The following is a 23,851-nucleotide window of genomic DNA, read 5'->3' on the forward strand; positions in this document are numbered from 1 at the left end:
TCAGAACCTGTTCCTGGCTGGGGCCCTCGTGGCAAGGCGTCCCAGCACCTCAGAAAACGTGGCAGCTGCAGATCCCCACTCGCCGACGGTTTGCCGGCTTTCGCGGGCGGCCGAGCGCAGCCTCGCCCGAAGCGCAGCGTCGCCCAGCCAGGCTCGCAGGGCAGCGGCAAGGGCAACGGGGTCATTGCTCGGCACCAGCAGCCCTGGTGCGCGGGAGCCCGTACCCAGCGCCTCCGGCACGCCCCCAACGCTCGTGGCGATCACGGGTATCCCCCGTGCCAGCGCCTCGGCCACCACCATGCCGTACGTTTCGCCCCGGGATGCCAGCACCAGCACATCCGCGGACGCGTACTCGGCGGCCAGCTCTGTTGATGCCAGCGCGCCCAGGAATTGGACCCGGCTGGCAATGCCTCCGGCCACCGCCTGCCGGCGCAGATTTTCGGTGAAGTTCTTCTCAAGGTCCAGGGCTCCTGCGCAGCGGCACGTCCAGTCAAGGGCGGAGATGCTCACCAGGGCGTGGAGCAGGACGTCGTAGCCTTTGGCCTCGGTGACGGCAGCAACACACAGCAATGCGCCGCCGCTGGCCGTCCCATCCGCCACCGCGGCGACGTCCGCACCGGGTTCAACCACGGAAACGTGCTCCGGGGGAAGCCCATACCTCGCCACCACCTGGTTCTTGGTCCAGTGGCTGGTGGTTATGACCCCAAGGGCGCTGGACAGCACCGAACCCTCCACAGCACTGCCGAGGCCATGGCTGTCTCCTTCCGTCAGTAACATATGGACAAGAACCACCAGGCGCAGCCTGGTTGCTTGTTCCGCCAGCGCAGGTGAGCAGAGGGCGATCAGCCCATCAATCAAGACCAGGGAACCGTCGGCAAGACCATCCAGCAGGCCTGTTAGCGCGGCGTAATCAGCGGGTGCCGGGTGGGGCCAGCCTCCGGGCATCGGATGCTCCACCACCTGCCATCCCAGGACCCCCAGCCTGCGACTCATCCGCCGGTCGTAGACGTTGCCGCCGCTGGGCCGGCTCGGGCTGTCAATGCCTGCCGGGACCACAAAGTGCACTCTGGGGCGGGCCTGACGTGCTGGTGTCACAGCGGACGCTCGTAGCTGGCCCAGGCAACGTGCGACTCGTGCAGGGTGACGGCGATGCTGGCCAGCTGCAGTGCCGCCGGGCCAAAAGCGCCAGCGCGCACGCGATCCGCCAGTCTGTCGGCAATGGCCTTCGCCAGCACCTCGGTGGTCGTGTTGATTCCGGCAAACTCGGGATCGTCGTCCAAATTGCTGTAGCCCAGCGCGGCTGCGATGGTGCGTAGTTCCGCCGCCGCCACCCCAATATCCAGCACCGTGTTGTTTTCGTCCAAGGCATCGCGCTTGAACGTGGCATCGATGATGTACGTGGCCCCGTGCAGGCGCTGGGCAGGGCCAAACGCTGCACCGCTGAAGCTGTGGGCAACCATCATGTGGTCGCGGACGTTCACACTGAACATGCGTCTCACCTACTCCTGTGCCGAAAGCGGTTGGTGGCCCACACCGTTGTAGCTGATGGTGTGGCACAGCGCCGGCAGCCGCCCGTCAGCCAGCGCCGCCATGACCTCAGGGAGCTGCGCAAAGGGCGATGTGCCCGTCAAGACTGCGTCGAAGGCCGGGTCTTTGAGCAACTCCAGGGCAAGGTCCAGCCGCTGCCCGGCGGTGCGGTTGCGCCGGCGGGACGGGGCCACGGCCCCCACCTGGCTGGAGCGGATGGCCAGCCGCAGGGAGTGGAAGTTGGCCCCGAGCGCCAGCGTCACGCCGTCGTCGCCGTACCAGCTCAGGTCCACCACCTCGCCCTCCGGGGCAAGCAGCTCAAGGGAGAGCTGGAGGCCAGCTGAGGTCCCGCTCGTGTGAAAGACAAGGTCACAACCGGCTGTGGTGTTCACGGCATCCGATGCTAGGGAGAATCCTGCCCCCATCGCTTGTGCCACGGTTTGTTTTGCCGGATCGGTGTCAACAATAGTCACCTGAATTCCCGGAATGCGGCTCAACAAGCGGGCAACACAGCAACCCACCATGCCCGCCCCCACCACGGCAATCCTGTCCCCCACCAGCGGTGCCGCGTCCCACAGCGCATTGATAGCCGTCTCCACGGTGCCGGCGAGCACAGCCCGCCTGGCAGGCACGCCGTCGGGCACCACGTGGACTGCAGGAACCGGCACAACATAGGCACTCTGATGCGGAAACAAGGCGAAGACCGTGCGTCCCAACAGGGCGTCGGGTCCACGTTCGACGACCCCCACATTGAGGTAGCCGTATTTAACCGGCCAGGGAAAATCACCCGCTTGGAAGGGCGCACGCATCAAGGTGTGCTGGCTGGCAGGAACTCCCCCGCGGTAGACCAGGGACTCGCTGGCCCTGCTCACGCCCGTGAACAGGGTCCGCACCAGGACCTCCCCCGGCCCCGGCGCGGGCAGCTTTTCCGCGCGAATTTCACTACGCCCGGGCCCACAAAGCCAGAAGGCGAATGCGTCATGGTCCACAGAACTCACATCCCCGGCTCAGATCCACGGGCTATACCCGTCAATTGCACCTATCCTAATACTGTTGCGGATCTCACATTGGAGGCGCCGTGCGATGGCATCTCTTGGGCCCCATGGCCGGGCTGGTTTCCCAGCTGGCGCTGCTCGCCGTGCTGGCCAGCTCCGGCGGCCTGGGTGGCCTCGGCTGGGGCATCGGGGTGGTGTACGCCGTCACCGTGTGCGCGTTGCTGGCCAACGGCATCACCCGCCGTGGCAGTGGCGGCTTTGGCCCGGCCGACTGGATCACGCAACTCCGGGCCCTGCTAACTGGCGGAGCAGCCGCGCTCGTGGCTGATTCCTTCAGCGGGGACGTCCCGGTGGCCCTGCTGATTGTGTTTGCCGCCCTGACCATCCTCCTGGATGCCACCGATGGCTGGGTCGCCAGGCGAACAGGCACGACGTCGGCCCTTGGCGCACGTTTTGACATGGAAGTTGACGCTTTTCTCATCTTTGCGCTGAGCGTCTATGTGGCACCTTTGGTGGGTGTCTGGGTGCTCCTCATTGGCCTTGCACGGTATGCGTTTGTCGCCACTGGCTGGTTCCTGCCGTGGCTGCGGGCCAGCGCCCCGGCCCGGTACTGGTCCAAGGTGGTTGCCGTGGTCCAGGGGGTGGTCCTCACGGTGGCTGCTGCCGATGTTCTCCCCCGCCCCTTGGCAGCGGCGGCCCTGCTCACCGCCCTGGTGTTGTTGGCTGAGTCCTTTGGCCGTGAAAGCTGGTGGTTGTGGCGCCACCGGAAAGAGCACGGGGGCAAGGTGGTGGTTCCGTCCGGAGTCCGGACTGCAGCTGCCATCGTGGTGATCTGGTGCGTGCTGGTTCTGCCAGCGGATCCCACTCAAATGACGCCCGTGGCTTTTGTCAGCATCCCTGCCGCCGGGCTACTGATAGTTCTTACCGCCCTGCTGTTGCCGCGCCGGTGGGGGCAGGCAATTGCCGTTGGCTGCGGAATTTTTCTGGGGTGTTTACTCATCCTCAAAGCCCTGAACATGGCTTTTGTGGCCGTTTTTGGGCGGGCGTTTGATCCGGTCAATGACTGGTTTTATCTGGGACCGGGTGCCGGCGTGCTGGGCGATTCGATTGGTCAGGCTGGCGCGCTGGCAGTTGTTGTGGCGGCAATTGCGCTTGCCGTTGCCGCACTGGTCCTGCTGCCGCTTGCGGCCCTGCGCCTGAGCCGTGCCGCGTCGCACAACCGCCGCCTCTCTGCCCGCGCCGCTGCAGCCATCGGTTTTGTCTGGGTCCTGCTTGCTGTGACAGGCCTGCAGTGGAGCCCGGATGTTCCGCTGGCCTCCACCAGCCCTGTGCCGCTGGTGTCCGGACAACTCCGCCAGTTGCAGCTCGACCTCGCCGACAGGAAGGACTTTGCCGCCCAAATTATCCTGGACCCGCTCGATGACGGCCCCCGTGACGGCTTGTTGGAAGGCCTGCGGGGAAAAGACGTCATGTTGGTGTTCGTGGAGAGCTACGGCCGCTCCGCCCTTTCCGACCCGGCCATCTCCCCCGGCGTGAAGGCCGTGCTGAAGGCCGGCACCAAGGAGCTGGAAGCGGCGGGCTTTTCCTCCCTCAGCGCTTTCCTTACGTCCCCCACGTTTGGCGGCGCCAGTTGGCTGGCCCATTCCACCCTGCAGTCAGGGCTTTGGGTGGACAGCCAGCAGCGCTACAACCAACTACTGACCACGGACAGAATGACCTTGAGCGGGGCGTTCTCCCAGGCCGGGTGGCGGACGGTTTTTGATGTACCGGCCAATACTCTCGATTGGCCGCAGGGCCAAGCCTTCTATCACTTCGATGCCCTCTATGACTCCAGAAATGTGGGATACCGGGGGCCGAAGTTCAGCTACGCCACCATGCCGGATCAATATGTCCTTTCGGCGTTCGCACGGTTGGAGTTGGCGAAGCAACCCCGCACACCTGTTATGGCTGAACTGGATTTGGTCTCCAGTCATACTCCGTGGACTCCGCTGCCGAGTCTGGTGCCGTGGGGCCAGGTGGGGGACGGCTCAATCTTCAACCCTATGGCTGCCCTGGGCCCAAGCCCCGAATCGGTGGTCAGCAACCCAGAGCTGGTGAAGACACTGTATGGGAAGTCGATCGAATACTCCCTGGCTGCGCTGTTTTCCTTTGTCAGAAACCACCCTGATCCGAACCTGGTGCTAATAGTGCTGGGCGACCACCAGCCCGCAGCGGCAGTGTCAGGCCAGGGCGCCAGCCACGACGTGCCCATCTCCATCATTGCCCACGACAAATCGGTCCTGGGCCGGATCTCCTCATGGGGCTGGGATGAGGGCGCCTTGCCGGATCCGTCGGCCCCGGTCATGCCCATGAGTGAGTTTCGGGACAGCTTTTTGACGGCCTACAGCCAGGGCGCCTCCGCCCCGGTCACTGGCTCGACGCCGACGCTTTCGCCTGCCGCGGTGCCAGGGGACGACGTCGTTCCATCGCCAGGCCTGCCAAGCCCAGAATGATGGCGGCAATTTCCACAGCTGCCGCGGTGAAGATGATCCAGCCGGTCCAGCGCTCGTGCACCCCAAAGAGTCCCGCCGGGGTGGTGGAAATCAGGAACGCGCCCAGCGTGGATGCCCCAAAGAGGACGGTCAGGACCAGCGGCGCCCAATGGCGCCAGAACAACAGCAGGAAGGTGATCACCACCCCGCCAGCGAAATTGACCAGCATGGCCGGTCCCACAATGGGCTCATCCTGGAACACAACAATCCATTGTTCAAGGTGAATGAGCGCTGAGACGAACACCGCCACAGCAGCCAGGATGCGAATCCACATGGCCCTTCTCCCTATCTTTTCGGGAAGAGTTCTTTCTGAACAGGTGGGGCTGAACCGCGCCTGACTCAATTTTAGCCGCGGCGGGGCCATCCGGCGGGGCTGGGGCCATCAAGATTTTTCACTGCTTAAAGGAAAATCCCCGTACTCACGTGAGTACGGGGATTTTCTTGCAAGCTCCTCTGACTGGACTTGAACCAGTAACCCTTCGATTAACAGTCGAATGCTCTGCCAATTGAGCTACAGAGGAATGAAGCAGATCAAATCTTAGCAGAAACAATCAGTAAAAATCAAAACCGATTATTTGTGCCTGCGCAACCATATTTTTTGTCTCCGGCCTCACAACAAGACCGGAGACAAAAAATGTTTTGGCTCCTCTGACTGGACTTGAACCAGTAACCCTTCGATTAACAGTCGAATGCTCTGCCAATTGAGCTACAGAGGATCGCGCAGGAACAACAGTAACAAACCACGGGCAGGATGTGAAATCGAGTGTTTCTTGGGGACTTAGCCGTCCCCGCGCAGCTGCCTGCGGGCTGTTTCCAACTCCATCAGCTCGCGCTGTAGAAGCTGGTAGCTCTCCGGGTCAAGGGCAGGATCCATGCGCTGCAAGGCCCCCAGGCGCTCCTCCTTGAGCCGGGTGATCTGCAGTTCAAAGAGCCTGCGCAAAATATCGCGGCAGTAGCGCATCAACGTGTCTTCCCGCGTGGCGGGCAGAGGACTCAGCGCCAACTCGGCAACCAGCGATTCCAGCTCCGGCGGAACGTTGGAGCGCACAGCCTCAAGCCACTGGGAGGAAGCCTCCGCGGACTCCCCCGCCAGGGCAATGCCCTGCTGGACGGCTTTGTAGGCCGGAACCATAAACTCGGTGGCGGCAAAATGCTGCCAGTTCCCCGCCGTCAACAGCCCGGGATGCTGCAATACCACTTCCAGCGCCTCCCGCTCCATGCGCCCCTGGGGGTCGCGCGGATCCGGGCGCACCAGGGCAGGCCTGGCGTCTGCAGCTTGCTGCGGCTCTGCTTGGTCGTCGGCAAGCTGCCCCTGTCCCCCGTGGGATGCGGATCCGCGCTGCTGCCCGACGTCGGAACGCCCCTGCGTGTTTGGCTGCCCCTGGCCGGCGGGCTGCGCATGCGCTTGGCCGGGCGCACGCACCCCCGCCTTGGCGTCCGGCTGGCTGTGGGCCCGGCGCTCGGCCGTCTTGACGGCCCGGAGAACCTCGTTCGGGTCGGCCATGCCCAGCCAGCCTGCCAGCTCTTGGCTGTACCCCATTCGGGTGGAGCCGTCGCGGATATCTGCCACGACCGGCGCCGAGGCCCGCAGGCCGTTGACCCGTCCCTCCACCGTGCTCAAGTCAAACTTCGCGAGAGTGGTGCGGATGGCGAATTCAAACAAGGGCCTGCGCGAGCGGATCAAGGCATGAACTGCCTCATCCCCCTTGCGTTGGCGAAGCTCGCAGGGGTCCGCCCCGCTTGGCTCCACTGCCACGAAAGTTTGGGCAATAAAACGTTGGTCCTCATCGAAGGCTTTCAGGGCTGCCTTCTGGCCGGCAGCGTCGCCGTCGAAGGTGAACACCACCTCCCCGCCCGTGCCGTCGTCGGAGAGCAGGCGCCGGGCAACCTTGATATGGTCGGCACCAAACGCCGTTCCACACGTGGCCACGGCCGTGTCCACACCGGCCAGGTGGCACGCCATGACGTCGGTGTAGCCCTCCACCACCACCAGCTGGCGTTTGGAGGCAATGCTCTTCTTGGCCAGGTCAATCCCGTACAGCACCTGGGACTTCTTGTAGAGGGTGGTTTCCGGGGTGTTGAGGTATTTGGGGCCCTGGTCGTCGTCAAAGAGTTTCCGGGCACCAAAACCAACAGTGTCCCCGGCAATGTCGCGGATGGGCCAGATGAGGCGGCCCCGGAAACGGTCATAGATTCCGCGATTGCCCTCGGAGAACATGCCTGTGAGCTTGAGTTCCTCCTGGGTGAAACCCTTGGCCGAAAGGTGCTTGAGCAGGGCATCCCAGCCTTGCGGGGCGAAGCCCACACCAAACCGTTCCGCGGCCTCGCGGTCAAAGCCGCGCTCGGACAAAAATGCACGGCCCGTGGCTGCGGCAGGGGTGAGCAACTGCTCACGGAAGAATTCGCCGGCGATCTTGTGTGCGTCAAGGAGGCGCTGGCGCTTGCCCACATCCTCGCGGCGCGGCCCCGTGCCGCCGTCCTCGTAGCGCAGTTCGTAGCCGATGCGGCCGGCCAATTTCTCTACAGCTTCGGAAAAGGAGATGTGATCCATCTTTTGGATGAAGGAAATCACATCGCCGCTCTCCTGGCAGCCAAAACAATGGAAATATCCCATTTGCGGGCGTACATGGAAAGACGGGCTGCGCTCATCGTGAAAAGGACAAAGTCCCTTGTATGAACCAATTCCGGCAGATTTTAAGGTGACGTAGGCGTCAACAATTTCCTTGAGGTCGGTGCGTGTTCGCACCTCGTCAATGTCTTCTCGTTTAATTAGCCCAGCCACACGGCCAGTTTACGTGAGCGCCGGCCTGCCCCTTACCTACAGCAGTGTGCGTTCGGTCCCTACCAGACGCTCGTGCAGTGCCAGGGCCGATACATCCGTTAGCGACGCGATCTGGTCGATGACCACCCGAAGCCGGGCATCGTCGTCGTCCGCGTCCCGCCAATCAGAGGCGAACATGGTCTCCAGATGGGCATCTCCCGTGGCATCAAGCACCGCCACCAGCTCGCTGAGCACATCCTGCTGGCGCTGGTAGATGGGCTGGCGGTGGTCGGTGGTCATGACGAAGGTGGTGGCCAGGCCCTTCATGACAGCAATTTCCAAGGCGGTCTCATGAGGTACGACGACGTCGGCTGCGTAGCGCGCGAGGCGGTGCGTCCCATAGATGGCCTGGGTGGCGCCCACCGCGCTCTGGCAGAAGCGGCCGATCAGCTGGCTTGTCATGTCCTTCAGGGCCGCCATGGACGCACGGCTGCCGTCAGCGTGGCGAACCCACACATCGGTGGCCTCAAGCCTCTGCAGGGCAGCATCGATCTCTGCTGTGTCCACTGTTGGCAGGTACCACTGTTGGGTGTAGCCCAGAACTCTTTTGCGCTGGTCCTGGTTGGCCAGCCATTTGAGCTGCACGTGGCCGGCCACAATGGCATCCTCCACGTCATGGACCGAGTAGGAGATGTCATCGGAGAGGTCCATGACCTGCGCCTCAATGCAGCTCTTGCCCTGGGGCGCTCCCTCCCGCAGCCAGGCGAAGACGGGAAGATCGTCGGCATAGGCGCCAAACTTGCTGGTCCGCAGGCCGTCAATCAAGGGCGCATCCGTAGCAAGCCACGGGTACTTGGACGCCGCATCCAAGGAAGCCCTGCTCAGGTTCAGGCCTGCAGAGCCGCCGGTGGAGGTGAGCACCTTGGACTCAAGCCGGGTCAAAAGGCGCAGCGTCTGCGCGTTGCCCTCGAAGCCGCCAATGGTGTGGGAGAGATCGTTCAGCACGGATTCGCCATTGTGCCCAAAGGGCGGGTGGCCAAGATCGTGCGCGAGGCAGGCGGTGTCGACAACGTCCGGGTCGCAGCCCAGCACGCGGCCAAGTTCTCGGCCAATCTGGGCCACTTCCAGGCTGTGGGTGAGGCGGGTGCGGACAAAGTCATCGGTGTCCGGGGCCACCACCTGCGTCTTGGCACCGAGGCGGCGTAGCGCGGACGAGTGCAGCACCCGGGCCCTGTCCCGCTCAAACACGGTGCGGAAACTGGTTTTTGGTGCCTCTTGCACCCACCGTTGCTCATCATGGGGCAAGTACACTGACTGCGAATCTGAGGACATGTTCCCAAGTTTAGGGCCAACTCCACCGTACTCAGGGACATTGTGCACAGGGCTGAGGGCGCTCACGTCACGCGCGCAGCAACGGTGGGGGCTGGCGGCGTGGCCAACTCGTCACACGCGCAGCGACGGTGGGGGCTGGCGGCGGGGCTGGTGTTTTCGAAGGCGACGTAAAGGAGACCCCAAAGGCCGCCCGCGGCCGACGGGTCGGATATTCGCCGAGGAAATGCCAGCCCCGCCGCCAGGGCGAAGCGCGGGCGAAGCGCGGGCGAAGCGCGTTAGCCGCCGGAGACGTCCAGTTCTGCGCCCACGAGCTCCACTTTTTGCGAGCCGCTCAGGGTGCGCTCATTGAGCCAACCCTCGGGCAGTGCCGTGCGCTTGGGAGTGCCGGCGCGGCCACGGGGGCCCTCGGCGTCGACGCCCGGGTATGGGGAGTCCATGTCGAGCGTATCGAGCAGTCCGCGCAAAACTTCAAGGGTGGGCACTGCAGACAGTTGCGCGCGGAGCTCGCCGCCCACAACGTAGCCCTTGAAGTACCAGGCCATGTGCTTGCGGATGTCGCGCAGGGCCTTGTTTTCGTCGTCGAACGTGTCAACGAGGAGTTCTGCATGGCGGTACACAGCTGCGGAAACCTCGGCCAGCCCGGGCTTGTGCCGGGTGTCGCTGCCCTCAAAGGCCGCCATCAAATCGGCAAACAACCAGGGACGCCCCTGGCAGCCGCGGCCCACCACCACGCCGTCCACACCTGTCTGGCGGACCATGGCAATAGCATCCTCGGCGCTCCAAATGTCACCATTGCCCAACACGGGAACATCCGGCAGTGCCTCGCGCAACCGCGCAATAGCATCCCAGTCGGCTTTGCCCGAGTAGAACTGGTTGGCCGTGCGCCCGTGCAAGGCCACTGCGGCAACACCGGAGTCGCGGGCTATGCGGCCGGCTTCCAAATAGGTTAGGTGGTCATCGTCGATGCCCTTGCGCATCTTGATGGTCAAGGGGATGCCACCCTTGGAGGCCTCCCGGACAGCCGTCTGCACAATGGCGGTGAACAGATCGATCTTCCACGGCAGCGCCGCGCCGCCACCACGGCGGGTTACCTTGGCCACGGGGCAGCCAAAGTTCAAGTCAATGTGGTCCGCATGGTCTTCCTCGACCAGCATACGCACGGCCTTGCCCACTGTTTCGGGGTCCACGCCATACAGCTGAACGGAGCGAATCTTCTCATCCTCGTCATGGCTGATCAGGCGCATGGACTCGGGTGTGCGCTCCACCAGGGCACGTGAGGTGACCATTTCGGAGACAAAAACGCCACCACCGTGCTCGCGGCAGAGGCGGCGGAAGGCGGTGTTGGTGATCCCGGCCATGGGGGCAAGCACTACCGGGGTGTTCACGGTGATGTTGCCAAGTTTCAGGGGCGGGAGGTCCAGTTTGGTGTCGCTGGTGGGGATATCTGTAACAGTCACCGTTCAATTCTCTCAAATCCGTGCAAATTAAGCGCCCGCGCTCCGGCGAGCGATGCATCACCCTCGACTCCCGAGCCGCCGCCCGCTCCCGAGCGCACCGATTCCGTCCACTCCCGAGTGCGCAGATAGTGCGAGTTGCGGCGCTTGAAGTCGCAGTATCTGCGCTCTCATCTTGGCGGCCGCCCCCAGACTCGATCCCTCCTCTCAGTGAACAAGCTCACGCCGCCACGAGTAAATTCTGCCCTCACATTATTGCTAGACTGACTGGTCAGTACAAAGAATTGCGATGAACCGGATTAACCTCAACAACAACGGCTGGCCGGATCCGAGTTCAGATTCGTAATTCGCCACGAATTCAGTTCCGTCCGGGATCAGCACGATCCCGGGCGGAACACCGAAAAAATTGCCTCACACGAAGGAACCCCTGTGCAGATTCACGCCAACAACCTTGCGCTGTCAGCAGGCCGCGGCCCTGTTTACGGCCCTCTCACCTTTGAACTTGACGGCGGCCTCAACGTGCTCCGCGGCGACGCCGGAAGCGGGCGGACATCACTGCTGCTGACCTTGGCTGGCCGCATGAAGCACCAGGAAGGAAGCCTCCAGGTGGGCGGACATGAACTGCCCCAGAAACTGCGCGCAGTCCAAAAGATCAGTTCGGTTGCCGGTTTCGACGGCATTGACGAGCTCGAGGAGTCGGTCACAGTAGGCGCGGCCCTGAAAGAACGCCTCGCGTGGATCTCCCCCTGGTGGTCCCGGGTGCGCAAACTCAACGATGTGGACGTGGCAGAAATCTGCGCCCCCACCTTTGGCGGCGAGCCCATTCCCCATGCCAACACCGTCATCTGGGATCTGAGCGACACGCAGGCGTTCCTGCTTCGCATTGCCCTGGCCATGATGAGCAACCCCGCCGTCCTCTTGGTGGATGATCTGGAACAAATCCGCAACAGTGACTCCCGCACCATCATCTGGGACCGTCTGGCCCACCTTGCCGGCGCTGGCACGGACGTGGTGGTTTCCGCCTCTTCCCTGGACGCGCAGCTCTGGGACCAACTGGACATCGCGCCGAACGTGGTGGACATCAGCACCCACCAAAGCGCCCCCGGACCCCAGGAATCCGCAGAATCAGTAACACCATCACAGCAAGAATTGATCGAGGAGACCGTCTAAATGTTTGCCTTTTTATCCTCCGGCACTGAACTGAGCCGGTTCAAGCGCGGCAAGATGCCCAAGATTGCCGTTGCCGTGATGCTGTTCATTCCGCTGATCTACGGCGCCCTGTACCTGTGGGCGTTCCAAGCACCGGACAAGCACATGGATGGGCTACCCGTGGCCTTGGTCAACCAAGACGTGGGTGCCACCAATGGCGGCGAATCCGTGCATGCCGGCCAGGACCTGACCACCAAGCTGCTCGATGGCATGGACCTGAAGTGGGAGCAGACGGACTCCGACGGTGCCGCGCAGGGCGTGGCCAGTGGCAAGTACTACTTCGCCCTGACCATCCCCAGCGAATTCTCCGCCAACGCCGTCTCTGTGGGCACCGACAAGCCAGCCCAGACCATGCTGGATGTCCAGTTCAACGATTCCAACAACTTCCTCTCCAGCGTCTTGGGCAAGCAGGCCATGGCCCAGGTCCGTGACGCCGTCTCCGAGCAGCTGGGCGAGCAAACCTCCTCCACACTGCTGGTGGGCTTGCACGACGCCGGAGCCGGGCTGCGTGCCGCGGCCGATGGTTCCGCTGAAGTCACCGAGGGCATCGGCACGGCCAAGGACGGTGCCGGGAAGCTGGTGGTTGGCATGAAGGCGTTGGCCAGCGGCTCGGTGACCCTGAACAATGGTGCGCTTGCGCTCTCCGACGGCGCCTCTGCCCTCTCCAACGGCGTCAACACGCTGGCCGGCGGGGCAGCAACCTTGAACACCGGGGCGTCATCTCTTTCGGCGGGAGCCGGTTCGCTGGCGGCAGGGATGGGACAGCTGAACACCGGTGCCACCCAGCTGGCAGCCGGCAGCAACACCCTTGCGGTCGGAACCGGCCAGCTGGCCACCAGTTTGACCGGTTCCATCCCGGATGCGCAGAAATTGGACCAGGGCGCGGCCTCCCTGTCGTCCAGTGCGGGAACCCTGTCCGCGAGCGCAGCCAAACTGTCCGGATCAGCAAACACTTTGGCCACGAGTGCCGATGCTGTGGCTGCCGGTGCCGCCCAAACCTCAGCCCAGCTGGCCAAACTGATCGCCAGTACTGAAAGTCTGCCGCCGGGAACCCCAGCGAGCGCACTGCTGGACAGCCTGAAGCAACTCCAGTCCGATGCTGCCTCCCCCGTAGCGGCAGGTGCCGGCACCTTGGCGGCAGGTGCGCAAGCACTCTCATCCGATGGGACCACTCCCCTGTCCGCGGGCGCTGCCAAGCTGTCCGCCGGTGCGGATGCGGTTTCTGTAGGCGTCACCAAGCTCTCCACGGGTGTCAGCGATGCGGCGGCAGGTGCCGACAAGCTCGCCAAGGGCGCCACCACGCTGAATACGGGTGCGGCCACGCTGGCCAAGGGCGTCCAAAGCGCGGCAACGGGTTCTACCGATGTGGCTGACGGTGCCGCCAAGGTTTCCGGCGGAGCGGCAGCCCTCTCCACGGGCGCCGGCACTGCCAAGGACGGCGCCGCGGCGCTGGCCACCGGTGCAGGCACGTTGAGCAACGGCACCTCTGAGCTGTCAACAGGCACCGGGACGCTGCTGGAGGGTGGAACTACACTGTCCGCAGGCGCCGAGAAGCTCGCCGCCGGCAGCCAGCAGCTCACTGACAAACTGGACGACGGCGGCAAGGCCATCCCCAACGATTCAGCCGATCTGCTGGAGAAAAAGTCGCAGGTTTTGGCGGCCCCCGTGGCCGTGAACTCGCAGTGGTCCAATGAGTCCAAGAGTTTTGGTGAGGGTTTTGCCCCGTTCTTCATTGCGCTGGCCACCTTTGTGGGCGCCTTGATTTCCTGGCTGTTGCTGCGCGCCTTGCCCACCAGGGCCCTGGCCGCCGGAGCCAATGGCCTGCGGAGCGTTTTGACGGGCCTGCTGCCTGCCTTGGCCATTGGCTTGGGCCAAGTGTTGATCATGATGGCCGTGCTGCTGTGGGGCCTGGACATGAAACCGGTCTACCCCGTGGCCATGGCTGCGTTCATCTACCTGACAACCGTGGCGTTCCTTGCTTTGCAGCAAATGTTCATCATTGTTTTTGGCACGGCTACAGGGCGTGTGGTCAGCCTGGTGCTCCTGATGCTGCAGCTGAGCTCCTCCGGTGGAACCTACCCGGTGGAAACCACGCCCGGTTTCTTCCAGGCACTTCACCCCTTCATGCCGGCCACGTATGTGGTGAGTGGACTTAGGGAGCTGATGACTGGTGGAATAGACTCCCGGCTGTGGATCTCGGTGGCATTCCTTGCTGCACTTGCACTGGGATCGGTGGCTGTCAGCTCGTTCTGTGCCGGCCGCCAGCGTGTCTTCTCCATCAAGCGCCTGCATCCTGAGCTGGAGATGTAAGTAACCGCGTTGGCCTCCGGCCCACGTACCAGCCACGCCCGTGCCAGCCCAAGAAAACTAAGGAACCCCCGTGCCCCGCATATCTGCCACTAAACAGGCCATTCTGGCTGCCGCACTGGAATTGGGTGCGCTGCACGGGATTTCTGGCACCACCATGGAAGAGGTGGCCGAACGGGCAGGGGTGGCCAAGGGCAGCGTGTATTACAACTTTGCCTCCAAGGACAAGCTGTTTGAGGAGTTGCTGACGGCGGGGGTCAGCTCGCTGTCAGCAACTCTGCGCACGGCCCGCGAGCAAGCAAGCGGCTTTGGCGCCATCGAGGCCATGGTCATGCAGATGCTGACGTTGATTGCGGAGAACCGGGCCTTGGCAAAGTTGATGGCTGCGGAAATTTTCCGCACCGACAGGGTCTGGCAGCACACCGTCAGCGGGCTGCGCCGTGAAGGGGTTTCCGAGATTGGCACGGCGCTTGCCCCCCTGGTTCCGGCGGAGACTCCGGAGGCCACCCGCTTGTTGATGGCCGGCGGCATTTTCGGGGCAACGCTCATGGGCGGGCTGGAATGGCTGCTGTTCACCCCGGAGACGCCCGTTGAGGACGTTGCTGCCGCCATTCTCTTTACTTATTCGGGGCGCCTGGCCCAATAGGGGCAGGCTCGGGCAACGGCAAAAAATGCCCGGACAGGCGCACGCATACTTTGCTGATATTCTCAGCCTTGAGAGTTTCAAACGCCCGGGAGGGCGCAAGCCGTGGAAAGAGGTGGTCAGTGCCATGATGGCCGAACCCCCAAGTATGTATTCCATGGCCCACTCCTACCCCGCCTAAGGCATTCTGCACTGCGCTTTCGCGCTTTGACGCACATGCGCACTATGCGGCGGCACATCGAGGCTGGCCATGCATGACTGGCCCTTTCCCTCACTGATGTTTGGAATCCCCATGAACACCCGCCGCACTGCCTTGCGCCTGCAAAACCTTGTCCCCCTCAAGCCCCGCGAATCCCCTGCCCCGGCCGGCCCAGGCACGGCTGGCAGGGCGGGCAACGACGTCGAACGCGTCCTCCCGCAAAAGAGCAACAGCATGGTTGACGCCGGCATTTACCTTCACGGCAAGCGAATTTCCTCCCCCAGCACACTGCCCGATACTTTTCGGGAGCTGAACAAGGCCCCCGGATCCATGGCCTGGATTGGCTTGGTCCGCCCTGAAGAGGCGGAGCTGCAGGAACTGGCCGCCGAATTTGACCTGCACGAGCTGGCCGTGGAGGACGCTGTCATGGCCCACCAGCGCTCCAAGATTGAACGCTACGGAACCACCCTCTTCGCGGTGCTGCGGGCCACCCGCTACCTGGAATCACAGGAGGAGGTGGAGTTTGGTGAGCTGCACATTTTTGTTGGCCCCAACTTCATCATCACCGTCCGGCACGGCCACTCCCCCGATCTGGCCACCGTGCGCCGTCGCATGGAACAGGACCAAACACTGCTGCGGCTGGGCCCTGAGGCTGTGCTGTACGCCATTTTGGACACCGTGGTGGACGGCTTTGCGCCCGTGGTGACGGGTCTTGAGAATGACATTGACGAGATTGAGACCGAAGTGTTCAGTGGTGATCCTCAAGTGTCACGACGCATCTACGAGCTCTCCCGCGAAGTCATTGAATTCCAGCGTTCCACCAAGCCCATGGTGGGAATTCTGGAATCGCTGGCCGGCGGCTTCACCAAGTACGGCATCAACGAAGATCTGCAGCAGTACCTGCGCGACGTGGATGACCACGTCAAACAGGTCAACGAGAAGATTGACGGATTCCGGTTCATGCTCCGGGACATCCTGACCGTTAACGCCACGCTGGTGGCGCAGCGCCAGAACGAGGAAATGAAGCACCTGGCGGAGGCGAGCAATGACCAGAATGAAGAGGTCAAAAAGATCTCGGCCTGGGCTGCCATCTTGTTCGCCCCCACCCTGGTGGGCACCGTCTACGGCATGAACTTTGATTCCATGCCAGAACTGCATTGGGAGTGGGGCTACCCCCTGGCCCTGATAGCCATGTTCGGGGTCAGCGTGGTGCTTTTTGGCATCTTCAAGAACCGCAAATGGATCTAGCCAGCACTCCGTCATAGTCCTTAGATAGTCGCGTCTTTTGTACTGCCCCCATTGTGCACAAGCACGGGCCGCCCTAAGAATGGACTATGACAGTCACGTTGCGAGCCCTAGAAACTGCAGTTCCAGCCACCATCTTGATCCAGCATCAGGCCCGGGACGTGTTTGCCGCCCAGCCGGGGCTGACCCGGCTGGGCCAACGCCTGGTGCGCACCTGCTTTGATTCGGCAGCCATCGACACCAGACACACGGCGGTTGCCGAAATGAGCCTGGACTTCCACAGCCCCGACCCCATGTTTTACGACGGCGCAACCGGGCTGCTGCTGAACCCCACCACCAAGCAACGCAACGACTTGTTTGCGGCAGAGGCCACGGCCTTGTTCATTGAAGCCGCAGCCAAGGCACTTGCGGCCTGCCGCGAGCTGGGCGCCGCAGACATCACGCACGTCGTGACAGTTTCCTGCACAGGTTTCTTCAACCCGGGCCCCGACTACAAGATTGTCCGTGCCCTGGGGCTCAACCCTTCGGTGCAGCGCTACCACCTGGGATTCATGGGCTGTTACGCGGCGTTCCCTGCATTGCGGGCGGCCAAGGCGTTTTGTGAAGCGGATCCGAACGCCGTGGTGCTGGTGGTTTCGGTGGAACTCTGTTCGCTGCATGTGCGGACCTCCAACGATCCCGACACCATCATGGGTTCCTCCTTGTTTGCAGATGGCGCCGGAGCTGCCATTGTTAGCGCCCGTGAACTGCCCTACTCCGGCCCCGTTCTGGAACTGGACCATTTTGAAACTGTTCTCACCCCCGTGGGGGAAGACTCCATGGCCTGGAACATTGGTGACCACGGCTTTGAAATGGTGCTGGACACGTATGTTCCCAGGATCATTGATGACCACATTGTGGGCGCACTGGAGCCGTTACTTGCCAGGGCGCCCGCGTTGGCGGGAATCCCCTACGGCGACATCGCGCACTGGGCCATCCACCCCGGCGGGCGGAGCATCCTGGACAAGGTCCAGGCCAAGCTGGAACTCAGCGACGAACAACTTGTTCCGGCCAGGGAAACCCTGCGCAACTTCGGCAACATGAGCAGCGCCACCGTGCTCTTTGTGCTCAAACACATTCTGGACCAACCCTCCATGGAGGAACGGGAGAGCATTTGCGGCATGGCCTTTGGCCCGGGACTCACGGTGGAAACATCGCTGTTCACCAAGGTCTCAGAACTGCCCAGCCTTGACGGCCAGGGCGCAGGGAACCAGTTTGACCACGTTGTCAGGGTCTAGTTCCGGCCGGTTCTTGCGCACCCGGGACCAACACGTGGTGGAGGAAATGGACAAGCCGGACTGTGATCCTGGCAAACTCCAACGGACCTACGCCCAGTTTCCGCGGATCAACGCGGTGGTTTCGGGCTGGCGCAGCAACTACCGGCACCGCATCCGGCCGCTGCTCTCCGCTACGGGCAAAACCACCCTGCTCGACATCGGCTGTGGAGGCGGCGACGTAGCGCGCAGCCTGGCCCGTTGGGCTGCGGCGGACGGCTTGTGGCTGGAAGTCACCGCCATTGACCCGGACGATCGGGCCTTTACGTTTGCCCAGGCCCAGACGCCGGCGCCGCGCCTCTCGTTCAGGAAGGCCTTCAGCTCCGAACTGGCCGCCGAAGGTGCCGTGTTCGACGTGGTCATTTCCAACCACATACTCCACCACCTCACCGCGGAGGAGTTTGCAGGGTTGTTGGCTGACTCCGCCGACCTGGCCACGGTGGCCGTGATCCACAGCGACATTGCCCGCAGCCCCCTTGCCTACGCCCTGTTCGCGGCCGGGACGCTGCCCTTCTTCCCGGGGTCGTTCATTCGCCGCGACGGGCTCACCTCCATCCGGCGCAGTTACACAGCGGACGAGTTGCGCGCCCAGGCTCCCCCGAACTGGGTTGTCGCCTCCGAGCGGCCCTACCGGAATTTGTTGCTCCACACCCCGGAAACTGATGCGCAGCGCCATGCTTGACGTGCTGATTGTGGGGGCCGGGCCGGTGGGCCTACATTTGGGCGCGCTCCTGCTCCAGCAGGGTGTGGACGTGCGCATCCTGGAGCAGCGCACCGAACGCAGCGACCATTCGCGCGCCATAGGCATCCATCCCCCGGGCCTTGCCGCCCTCGCCCAGGTGGGGATCGGCCCCGCATTGATCCGCGCCGGCGTTCACATCACCGCCGGCGCGGCCCGCAGCGCCGGGAAGGACGTGAGCGAACTGCGCTTCGATCGCATCGGCAATGCATACCCGTTCATCCTTGCCCTGCCGCAGGCACGGACCGAGGCCCTGCTTGAGGGGCGGGTGGCCGAACTGTGCCCGGGCGCCTTGCTCCGTGGCCTGGCAGTCACAGCCGTGCACGACGCCGGAACGCATGTCACGCTGACAGCCGCCCCGAGTGCCGGGGCAGGGTCGGGAGGGGTTGAGAACCAGACTTTCACCGCCCGGCTGGTGGTGGGTGCCGACGGGGCCAAGTCCATGCTGCGGCGAGAGTTGGGCATCGCTACACGGGGGCGCAACTACCCCGACACCTACTTGATGGGTGACTTTCCGGACACGGGATCCGACGGTTCAGCGGCCGTGCTGTATTTGGAACCCGGCGGCATTGTGGAGTCGTTTCCGCTGCCGGGCGGGCTGCGCCGCTGGGTGGTGCACACCGACACCCTGCTGGATGGCGCTGGCGCGGCGGAACTGGCCGGGCTGATTGCCGAACGCACTGGCGTGGTGGTGCCTGCGGCAGAAAACAGCATGCTCAGCGCGTTCGGTGTGCGCTCCCGGCTGGCCACCCGCATGGTGGCCGGAAGGGTTGCGCTGATTGGCGACGCCGCCCATGAGATCAGCCCCATCGGAGGCCAGGGCATGAATCTGGGCTGGCTGGACGCCGCAGCCCTGGCCCCCATCATGGTGGCCGCCCTGCGCGGGGAACGCACGGGGCGCCGACTGGAAGCGTTTGAACATGCGCGCCTGGCCGCGGCAGCCCAAGCCTCGGCCCAGGCGTGGCTGAACATGGTGCTGGGACGCCCGGGCCCGGCGTCGTACCTGGACATACGCCACCAGCTGGTCCGGGCGGTGTTCGGCGCCCAATGGCCCAGGGACGTGGTGGCGCGGCGTTTCAGCATGGCTCCGTGGCGGGCGCCCTAGAGCAAATAGGGTGTGGTGGGCAGCGTGAGGAAATCGTCGGGGTGCGTGACGGGCGCGGCGAGCATGCCCGTGCATGAGTCGATGAAGAAGTAGCCCACACCGGCCCAGTTGGGTTCTTGGGTGCCGTCCTGGATTCGTTGCTCGTATTCGGCGCAAACGCCCAAAACCATGGGTCCCAGGATCATGGAACGGCCCTGCACAACGCGCGGCGGAATGTCCCCCAAGGCTGCTTGGAGGCGGCGGATCAGCTCCTCCACTTCGGGGTTGCGCACGGCCGATCCTGCGAGCTCATCGCCCATCGAGGGAATGGAGCGCACCTGGAACAGGAAGCGGGCGCGCCAACTGGGGACTGGCAGCGAGGCCAGATGATCTATCCAGGGCAGGATCAGGGCGGCCAGCAGGTCCCGCACTGTGGCGTCAGGAGCAAGTCCGGCAACCAGGGCCACCCGGCGCCTGTCCATCTCCTCCAGATGGCGATTTAGCAATGCCCGCAGGAGCTCGTCACGGCCACCAAAGTGGTAGGCGATGGCGGAGTGGTTGGCGGTGCCGGCATGCTCGGTGATCCGCCGGTTGGATACCGCGTCAATGCCGTGGAGGGCAAAGAGTTCCTCGGCGGCATCCAACAACGTTTCGCGTGCCTTGTCGCTGTGCAGCCCCATGCGGCCCCTTTCCTCAACTCCCAACGGTACCGTGTTCGCCCCGTCGTTGCGGTCTCCGCCTAGCCTATTCGCATTTTTACGCCACGTGGCGTAAATTTAACATCTGAGGCCCATCACCGCCACTTTTCACGCCACCCACAGGAGCAAGAGCTTGAGTAAAAAGTCCCACACCCACATCGAGAATCCCCCGGGCGGGGATTCCCCGGACCTCGACGCCGTCGAACTCTCCCCTGAAGACGCTGCCGAAGCTGCCGCCGCGAAGCGGGCCAAGGCCGAGACGATCGGGCGCTACGTGGCCATGTTCATGATGCCCCTGATCATGGTCGGCATGATGGTCACCGGTTACTTGGGCACCATGCACGCACCCTCACCGAATAACATGCCGATCGCCGTCATCGGCTCCTCAGCGCAGGCCGATCAGTTCGTTGGCGCGCTTGTCGCCTCGAACCCGGATGCCGTGAATGTCCGTAACGTCGACTCCGCCGCGTCCGCCCGCCAGCTGGTCATAGACCGGGACGTCTCCGGAGCCGTCTACATCGCCGACGGCTCCGCCACCGTGTTCACCGCCAGTGCCGCTGGTTCCTCCCAGGCCTCAGTGGTCAAAGCGATGCTGGCCCCGCACGTATTGGCCGAGGGTTTGACATTACAGACCGAGGATCTAGTCCCACTGCCGGCCACCGACGCCGCCGGTTTGGGTGCCATGTTCCTGGCCACCGCCTTGGTCATGGCCGGCTATCTGCCCTTCAGCATGGTGCTCTCCAATTCCCCCGAACTTTTGCGCTTCCGCCGTGCCATCCCGTTGCTGGCCGGCTGGGCGGCACTGGTCGCGGCCTTGGTCTGGACCGTCACCGGGCCGATACTTGGGGTGGTGCAGGGACACGCGATGGCCGTGCTGGGCATCGCGTGGCTGGGCGTTTTCGCCATTGGTTCCGTGCAACTGCTCCTCACCCGCTTCCTCGGCCCGATGGCAACAATTGCTGCCATGCTCTTCCTCACGGTGCTGGGCATGCCAGCCTCCAATATGAGCATGTCCGTTTACACCATGCCCGGGTTCTTTACCTTCCTGCATTCAATCCTGCCCACCCCGGCCATTGGCGAGGCCCTGCGCTCGGCCCTGTACTTTGACGGTGCAGGGGTTTGGCCTCACCTGCTGGTCCTGATCATCGGCGGAGTCCTTGCCTTGATGTTGACTCTGGCAGTTGATGCCCGCAAACGGCGCAGCAATCCCAACGCCACCGGTCCCAAGCCGAGCATTCCCTCGCTGCACGGCGGACCCCGCCCCAAGAGCCGTTTCTGGCGCTACGGCGCACTGCTCCTGTTCCCCTTGGGAATGGTCACCATGATGATTTCAGTGATGCTCGGCGCCATGTCCGCTCCGATGCCGCAAAACATGCCCATCGCGATCGTGGGGACCACCGTCGCTCAAGCGCAGCAGGCAGTAGACGGACTTGATGAGAACATGCCCGGCCTGTTTGAGCTGAGGGCCGTTGATTCCACCGAGGAGGCACATGCCCAGGTACAGGACCGCACAGTCACGGCGGCCTTCGTGCTCCCCTCGGCAGAGAAGCCGGCAGCAACGCTGGTGACCAATCAGGCTGGCGGCTCCAGCGCACAGCAGGTGGTCACAGCTGTCTTTGGACAGGTTGCCGCTGGACTGAAGGTGGACATGGTGGGCGATGAAATTGCGCCACTGCATTCAAATGACACGATGGGCTCGGTGAGCATGTACATCGCCATGGGTTGGATTCTGGCCGGCTTCATGATCATCATCGTCGGCGCGAACGCCGCCCCGAAGTCCCGCCCGTTGCCCAAGCTCGTGCCCATTGTCGCGGCATGGTCGGTGTTTATTTCAGCAGTCCTGTGGCTGATTGCCGGACCCATCACGGGCAGCGTTGACGGCCATTTCTGGCAACTGTGGGGTGTTGGCGCCATCGCGGTCTTCGCCGTGGCCATGTTCTCCGCTGTAGTTGAGCGTCTCATCGGAATGCTCTCCATCATTCCGGTGATCGGGCTCATGATGCTCGTCGGCGTTCCTGCCTCCGGTGGCGGCCTGTCGGTCTACATGGAGCCGGAGATTTTCCGGGTTCTTCATGGGATCCTGCCCATGCCCGCGGCGGTGGAATCCGTCCGCTCAATCCTGTACTTTGGCGCCGACACGGTAGGGCATCACCTGCTCACGTTGGGTTTCTGGGGCGTAGGGTCCCTGATCGTGCTCATGATGATCGACAAGATCAAGCCCCCGCGCACCGAGCTGCATCCCATCGATCCGGACGAGGCTCAGCCTGCCGTGGCGCCTGCCAGGGAAGCTGTCTCGGCGTAGCTTTTCCTGTGGGCTGAGCGCCTTCACGGCGGTCAGCCCACAGGCATGTCCACAGGCTCAGACGTTGTCGCGGCCTTGTCCACCGCGGTTTTGTCCATCGCGGCCTTCCGCCCCGTTGATTTCACCACGGCAACCGCCACAGCCGTCGTCACGGGCACTGCCAGCACCAAGCCAATGGAGCCCACCAGAATGCGCACCACTTCCTCGGCAAGTTCGGCACTGGTCAATGCGTTCATCAGGGGCTGATCATAGAGGGAAACCATCAGCAGCACCGGCAGGGCGCTTCCTGCGTAGGCGAAGGCGATGGTGTAAACGGTGGAGGCGATATGGTCGCGCCCAATGCGCATGGCGGAGGTGAACAGCTCGCGGGTGCTGGTGTGCGGGGCAAGTTCGTACAGTTCCCAGACGGCCGAGGACTGGGTGATGGTGACGTCGTTCAGCACGCCCAAGCCGGAAATGACCAGCCCGCACAGGATCATCCCGGACAGTGACATTCCCTGGGTGAGGCTCAACAACTGATACGAGTTGTGATCTGAGGTGCCGGTCAGTGCCGCCGCGTCCACCGCCCAGTAGGCCATTCCCGCGGTGACGGCCAGCCCAAACAATGTTCCCAACAATGCCGTGGATGTGCGGGCGGAGAAACCATGGGCAAAGTAGAGCACGCCAAACATAATGGCCGAGGATCCCACCAAAGCCACCAGCAGCGGCGGCTGTCCCTGGGCCAGGGCGGGCAGAATGAACCAGGCCAGCACGGCAAAGGCCCCGCCCAGTCCTACGATGGCCCGCAGCCCGCGCCACCTGGCCACGGCTATGACCACCACCGCGTACAGTGCAGCAAGCAGTCCCATGGGCATGGTGCGGACAAAATCCATGAACACGTACTGGGTGCCGGGATTCTGGTTCCCGGTCATGCCCGGCAGTTCGGAAAGGTTCAGGAAGGTGATCTTGTCACCGGCGTTCACGCCGCGGGCCTGGATAATGTCGGGGCTGACCACAACTGGCACCTCGGCGCCTCCGTCCACCGACGTGTAGGCGATGAAGCAGCTACTCGCCGGCATGCCTGCGGCGCTGCCGGGACAGTCCTGGGTGGCTGTGCGCTGCACAACCCCGGTCTCGATGCTCGCCCCCGGCGCGGCGGCATACGGGTTCCCGGCAGCCGGCGTCTCGTTGCCACCTCCGGGCCACATGAACGCCATGGCCACCAGTGTGAGCACCGCCAGTGGCGCCAGTATCCAGCTCAGCAGAACCACAGCCCGGCGCCGCACAGCATTGCGGCTGCGCAGCTCGGCCCGGCTCAGCAATGAATCGTCAGTGTCACCGTGCGAATGCGAGTGTCCCATAGGCGGCGTGCGCCCCTTCTGTGGTTGCGTGCGTCTGGAGGTGTTTATCGAGTATCTCAACGAGCCGTCCCGGGGATCTGTGACGCAGTTGTTACACGGAAAACACCGAATTTCGATGAAATTGGTGCAACAACTGCGTCACAGACCCCGGCGCGCAGCGACGGTGGGGGCT

General features: G+C 63.5%; 18 protein-coding genes and 2 tRNA genes. 9 read left to right on the plus strand and 11 right to left on the minus strand.

From position 1 onward, the window contains the following. From CVS28_RS02320 to CVS28_RS02330, 3 genes are read right to left on the minus strand one after another with little or no spacing between them, the layout of a single operon-like run. Entirely contained in the window at nucleotides 1-1,095 is a 1,095-nt protein-coding gene (locus CVS28_RS02320) for a glycosyltransferase family 4 protein (protein ID WP_243399650.1), read from the minus strand. After that, a complete protein-coding gene (locus CVS28_RS02325; protein WP_103467412.1) occupies nucleotides 1,092-1,490 on the minus strand; it encodes a 6-pyruvoyl trahydropterin synthase family protein in 399 nt (132 codons plus the stop codon). The genes CVS28_RS02320 and CVS28_RS02325 overlap by 4 nt, the downstream gene beginning before the upstream one ends. A gap of 9 nt (nucleotides 1,491-1,499) precedes the next feature. Continuing rightward, a complete protein-coding gene (locus CVS28_RS02330; protein WP_341476398.1) occupies nucleotides 1,500-2,525 on the minus strand; it encodes a zinc-dependent alcohol dehydrogenase in 1,026 nt (341 codons plus the stop codon). 80 nt (nucleotides 2,526-2,605) lie between these two features. On the opposite strand from CVS28_RS02330, the gene CVS28_RS02335 reads away from it, so the two are divergent. After that, nucleotides 2,606-5,014 carry a CDP-alcohol phosphatidyltransferase family protein gene (locus tag CVS28_RS02335; protein WP_207797150.1) on the plus strand — a complete coding sequence of 803 codons (2,409 nt, stop codon included), beginning with the start codon at nucleotides 2,606-2,608 and terminating at the stop codon, nucleotides 5,012-5,014. On the opposite strand, the gene CVS28_RS02340 is transcribed toward CVS28_RS02335, so the two are convergent. The 6 genes from CVS28_RS02340 to dusB form a co-directional block, all read right to left on the minus strand. After that, a complete protein-coding gene (locus CVS28_RS02340) occupies nucleotides 4,929-5,327 on the minus strand; it encodes a hypothetical protein (protein WP_207797151.1) in 399 nt (132 codons plus the stop codon). The two genes, CVS28_RS02335 and CVS28_RS02340, sit on opposite strands and share 86 nt — an antisense overlap. A gap of 174 nt (nucleotides 5,328-5,501) precedes the next feature. Continuing rightward, nucleotides 5,502-5,574: transfer RNA gene (locus CVS28_RS02345), tRNA-Asn, on the minus strand. Between the two features lie 119 nt (nucleotides 5,575-5,693). Further along, a tRNA-Asn gene (locus tag CVS28_RS02350) sits at nucleotides 5,694-5,769 on the minus strand. Between the two features lie 62 nt (nucleotides 5,770-5,831). Next, nucleotides 5,832-7,835 carry a DNA primase gene (dnaG, locus tag CVS28_RS02355; RefSeq protein WP_103480505.1) on the minus strand — a complete coding sequence of 668 codons (2,004 nt, stop codon included), beginning with the start codon at nucleotides 7,833-7,835 and terminating at the stop codon, nucleotides 5,832-5,834. Between the two features lie 36 nt (nucleotides 7,836-7,871). Continuing rightward, the gene (locus CVS28_RS02360; RefSeq protein ID WP_103467415.1) at nucleotides 7,872-9,146 is read right to left on the minus strand and encodes a deoxyguanosinetriphosphate triphosphohydrolase; all 1,275 of its coding nucleotides are present in this window, start codon (nucleotides 9,144-9,146) and stop codon (nucleotides 7,872-7,874) included. Nucleotides 9,147-9,421: 275 nt separating this feature from the next. Beyond that, a complete protein-coding gene (gene dusB / locus CVS28_RS02365) occupies nucleotides 9,422-10,603 on the minus strand; it encodes a tRNA dihydrouridine synthase DusB (RefSeq protein WP_207767580.1) in 1,182 nt (393 codons plus the stop codon). A 426-nt stretch (nucleotides 10,604-11,029) separates the two neighbouring features. Between dusB and CVS28_RS02370 the strand changes: the two genes are divergently transcribed. The 7 genes from CVS28_RS02370 to CVS28_RS02400 all read left to right on the plus strand — a co-directional run bounded on the left by CVS28_RS02370 (nucleotide 11,030) and on the right by CVS28_RS02400 (nucleotide 19,360). Then, a complete protein-coding gene (locus CVS28_RS02370) occupies nucleotides 11,030-11,770 on the plus strand; it encodes an ATP-binding cassette domain-containing protein (RefSeq protein WP_165788030.1) in 741 nt (246 codons plus the stop codon). Continuing rightward, a complete protein-coding gene (locus CVS28_RS02375) occupies nucleotides 11,771-14,119 on the plus strand; it encodes a YhgE/Pip family protein (protein ID WP_103480507.1) in 2,349 nt (782 codons plus the stop codon). Between the two features lie 70 nt (nucleotides 14,120-14,189). Next, complete coding sequence (locus CVS28_RS02380) at nucleotides 14,190-14,762, plus strand: TetR/AcrR family transcriptional regulator (RefSeq protein WP_103467418.1); 573 nt, start codon at nucleotides 14,190-14,192, stop codon at nucleotides 14,760-14,762. 289 nt (nucleotides 14,763-15,051) lie between these two features. Next, nucleotides 15,052-16,206 (plus strand): magnesium and cobalt transport protein CorA, encoded by a 1,155-nt coding sequence (locus CVS28_RS02385; RefSeq protein ID WP_103467446.1) that lies wholly within the window; start codon nucleotides 15,052-15,054, stop codon nucleotides 16,204-16,206. An 86-nt stretch (nucleotides 16,207-16,292) separates the two neighbouring features. After that, on the plus strand, nucleotides 16,293-17,480 hold the full coding sequence (locus tag CVS28_RS02390) for a type III polyketide synthase (RefSeq protein ID WP_103467419.1): 1,188 nt from the start codon (nucleotides 16,293-16,295) through the stop codon (nucleotides 17,478-17,480). After that, a complete protein-coding gene (locus CVS28_RS02395; RefSeq protein WP_103480508.1) occupies nucleotides 17,458-18,198 on the plus strand; it encodes a class I SAM-dependent methyltransferase in 741 nt (246 codons plus the stop codon). The genes CVS28_RS02390 and CVS28_RS02395 overlap by 23 nt, the downstream gene beginning before the upstream one ends. Continuing rightward, entirely contained in the window at nucleotides 18,191-19,360 is a 1,170-nt protein-coding gene (locus CVS28_RS02400; RefSeq protein ID WP_165788031.1) for an FAD-dependent oxidoreductase, read from the plus strand. The genes CVS28_RS02395 and CVS28_RS02400 overlap by 8 nt, the downstream gene beginning before the upstream one ends. Here CVS28_RS02400 and CVS28_RS02405 read toward each other — a convergent pair. Beyond that, nucleotides 19,357-20,019, minus strand: coding sequence for a TetR/AcrR family transcriptional regulator (locus CVS28_RS02405; protein ID WP_103467422.1), 663 nt, complete (start codon nucleotides 20,017-20,019; stop codon nucleotides 19,357-19,359). The two genes, CVS28_RS02400 and CVS28_RS02405, sit on opposite strands and share 4 nt — an antisense overlap. A gap of 151 nt (nucleotides 20,020-20,170) precedes the next feature. Here CVS28_RS02405 and CVS28_RS02410 point away from each other — a divergent pair, with 151 nt between their 5' ends. After that, on the plus strand, nucleotides 20,171-22,339 hold the full coding sequence (locus CVS28_RS02410) for an ABC transporter permease (RefSeq protein WP_207797152.1): 2,169 nt from the start codon (nucleotides 20,171-20,173) through the stop codon (nucleotides 22,337-22,339). A 32-nt stretch (nucleotides 22,340-22,371) separates the two neighbouring features. Here the strand turns inward: CVS28_RS02410 and CVS28_RS02415 are convergent, their stop codons facing one another. Further along, nucleotides 22,372-23,679 carry a YibE/F family protein gene (locus tag CVS28_RS02415; protein ID WP_103480510.1) on the minus strand — a complete coding sequence of 436 codons (1,308 nt, stop codon included), beginning with the start codon at nucleotides 23,677-23,679 and terminating at the stop codon, nucleotides 22,372-22,374. Between the last annotated feature and the right edge of the window lie 172 nt (nucleotides 23,680-23,851).

Origin of the sequence: Arthrobacter glacialis (assembly GCF_002909415.1) — a bacterium.
Taxonomy (GTDB): Bacteria; Actinomycetota; Actinomycetes; order Actinomycetales; family Micrococcaceae; genus Specibacter; species Specibacter glacialis.

Bases quoted from the DNA above. Each gene is read 5' to 3' on its own strand.
- CVS28_RS02325 (WP_103467412.1), bottom strand. From the start codon at position 1,490: ATGTTCAGTGTGAACGTCCGCGACCACATGATGGTTGCCCACAGCTTC.
- CVS28_RS02340 (WP_207797151.1), bottom strand. From the start codon at position 5,327: ATGTGGATTCGCATCCTGGCTGCTGTGGCGGTGTTCGTCTCAGCGCTC.
- CVS28_RS02360 (WP_103467415.1), bottom strand. From the start codon at position 9,146: ATGTCCTCAGATTCGCAGTCAGTGTACTTGCCCCATGATGAGCAACGG.
- CVS28_RS02375 (WP_103480507.1), top strand. From the start codon at position 11,771: ATGTTTGCCTTTTTATCCTCCGGCACTGAACTGAGCCGGTTCAAGCGC.
- CVS28_RS02385 (WP_103467446.1), top strand. From the start codon at position 15,052: ATGAACACCCGCCGCACTGCCTTGCGCCTGCAAAACCTTGTCCCCCTC.
- CVS28_RS02390 (WP_103467419.1), top strand. From the start codon at position 16,293: ATGACAGTCACGTTGCGAGCCCTAGAAACTGCAGTTCCAGCCACCATC.
- CVS28_RS02400 (WP_165788031.1), top strand. From the start codon at position 18,191: ATGCTTGACGTGCTGATTGTGGGGGCCGGGCCGGTGGGCCTACATTTG.
- CVS28_RS02405 (WP_103467422.1), bottom strand. From the start codon at position 20,019: ATGGGGCTGCACAGCGACAAGGCACGCGAAACGTTGTTGGATGCCGCC.
- CVS28_RS02415 (WP_103480510.1), bottom strand. From the start codon at position 23,679: ATGGGACACTCGCATTCGCACGGTGACACTGACGATTCATTGCTGAGC.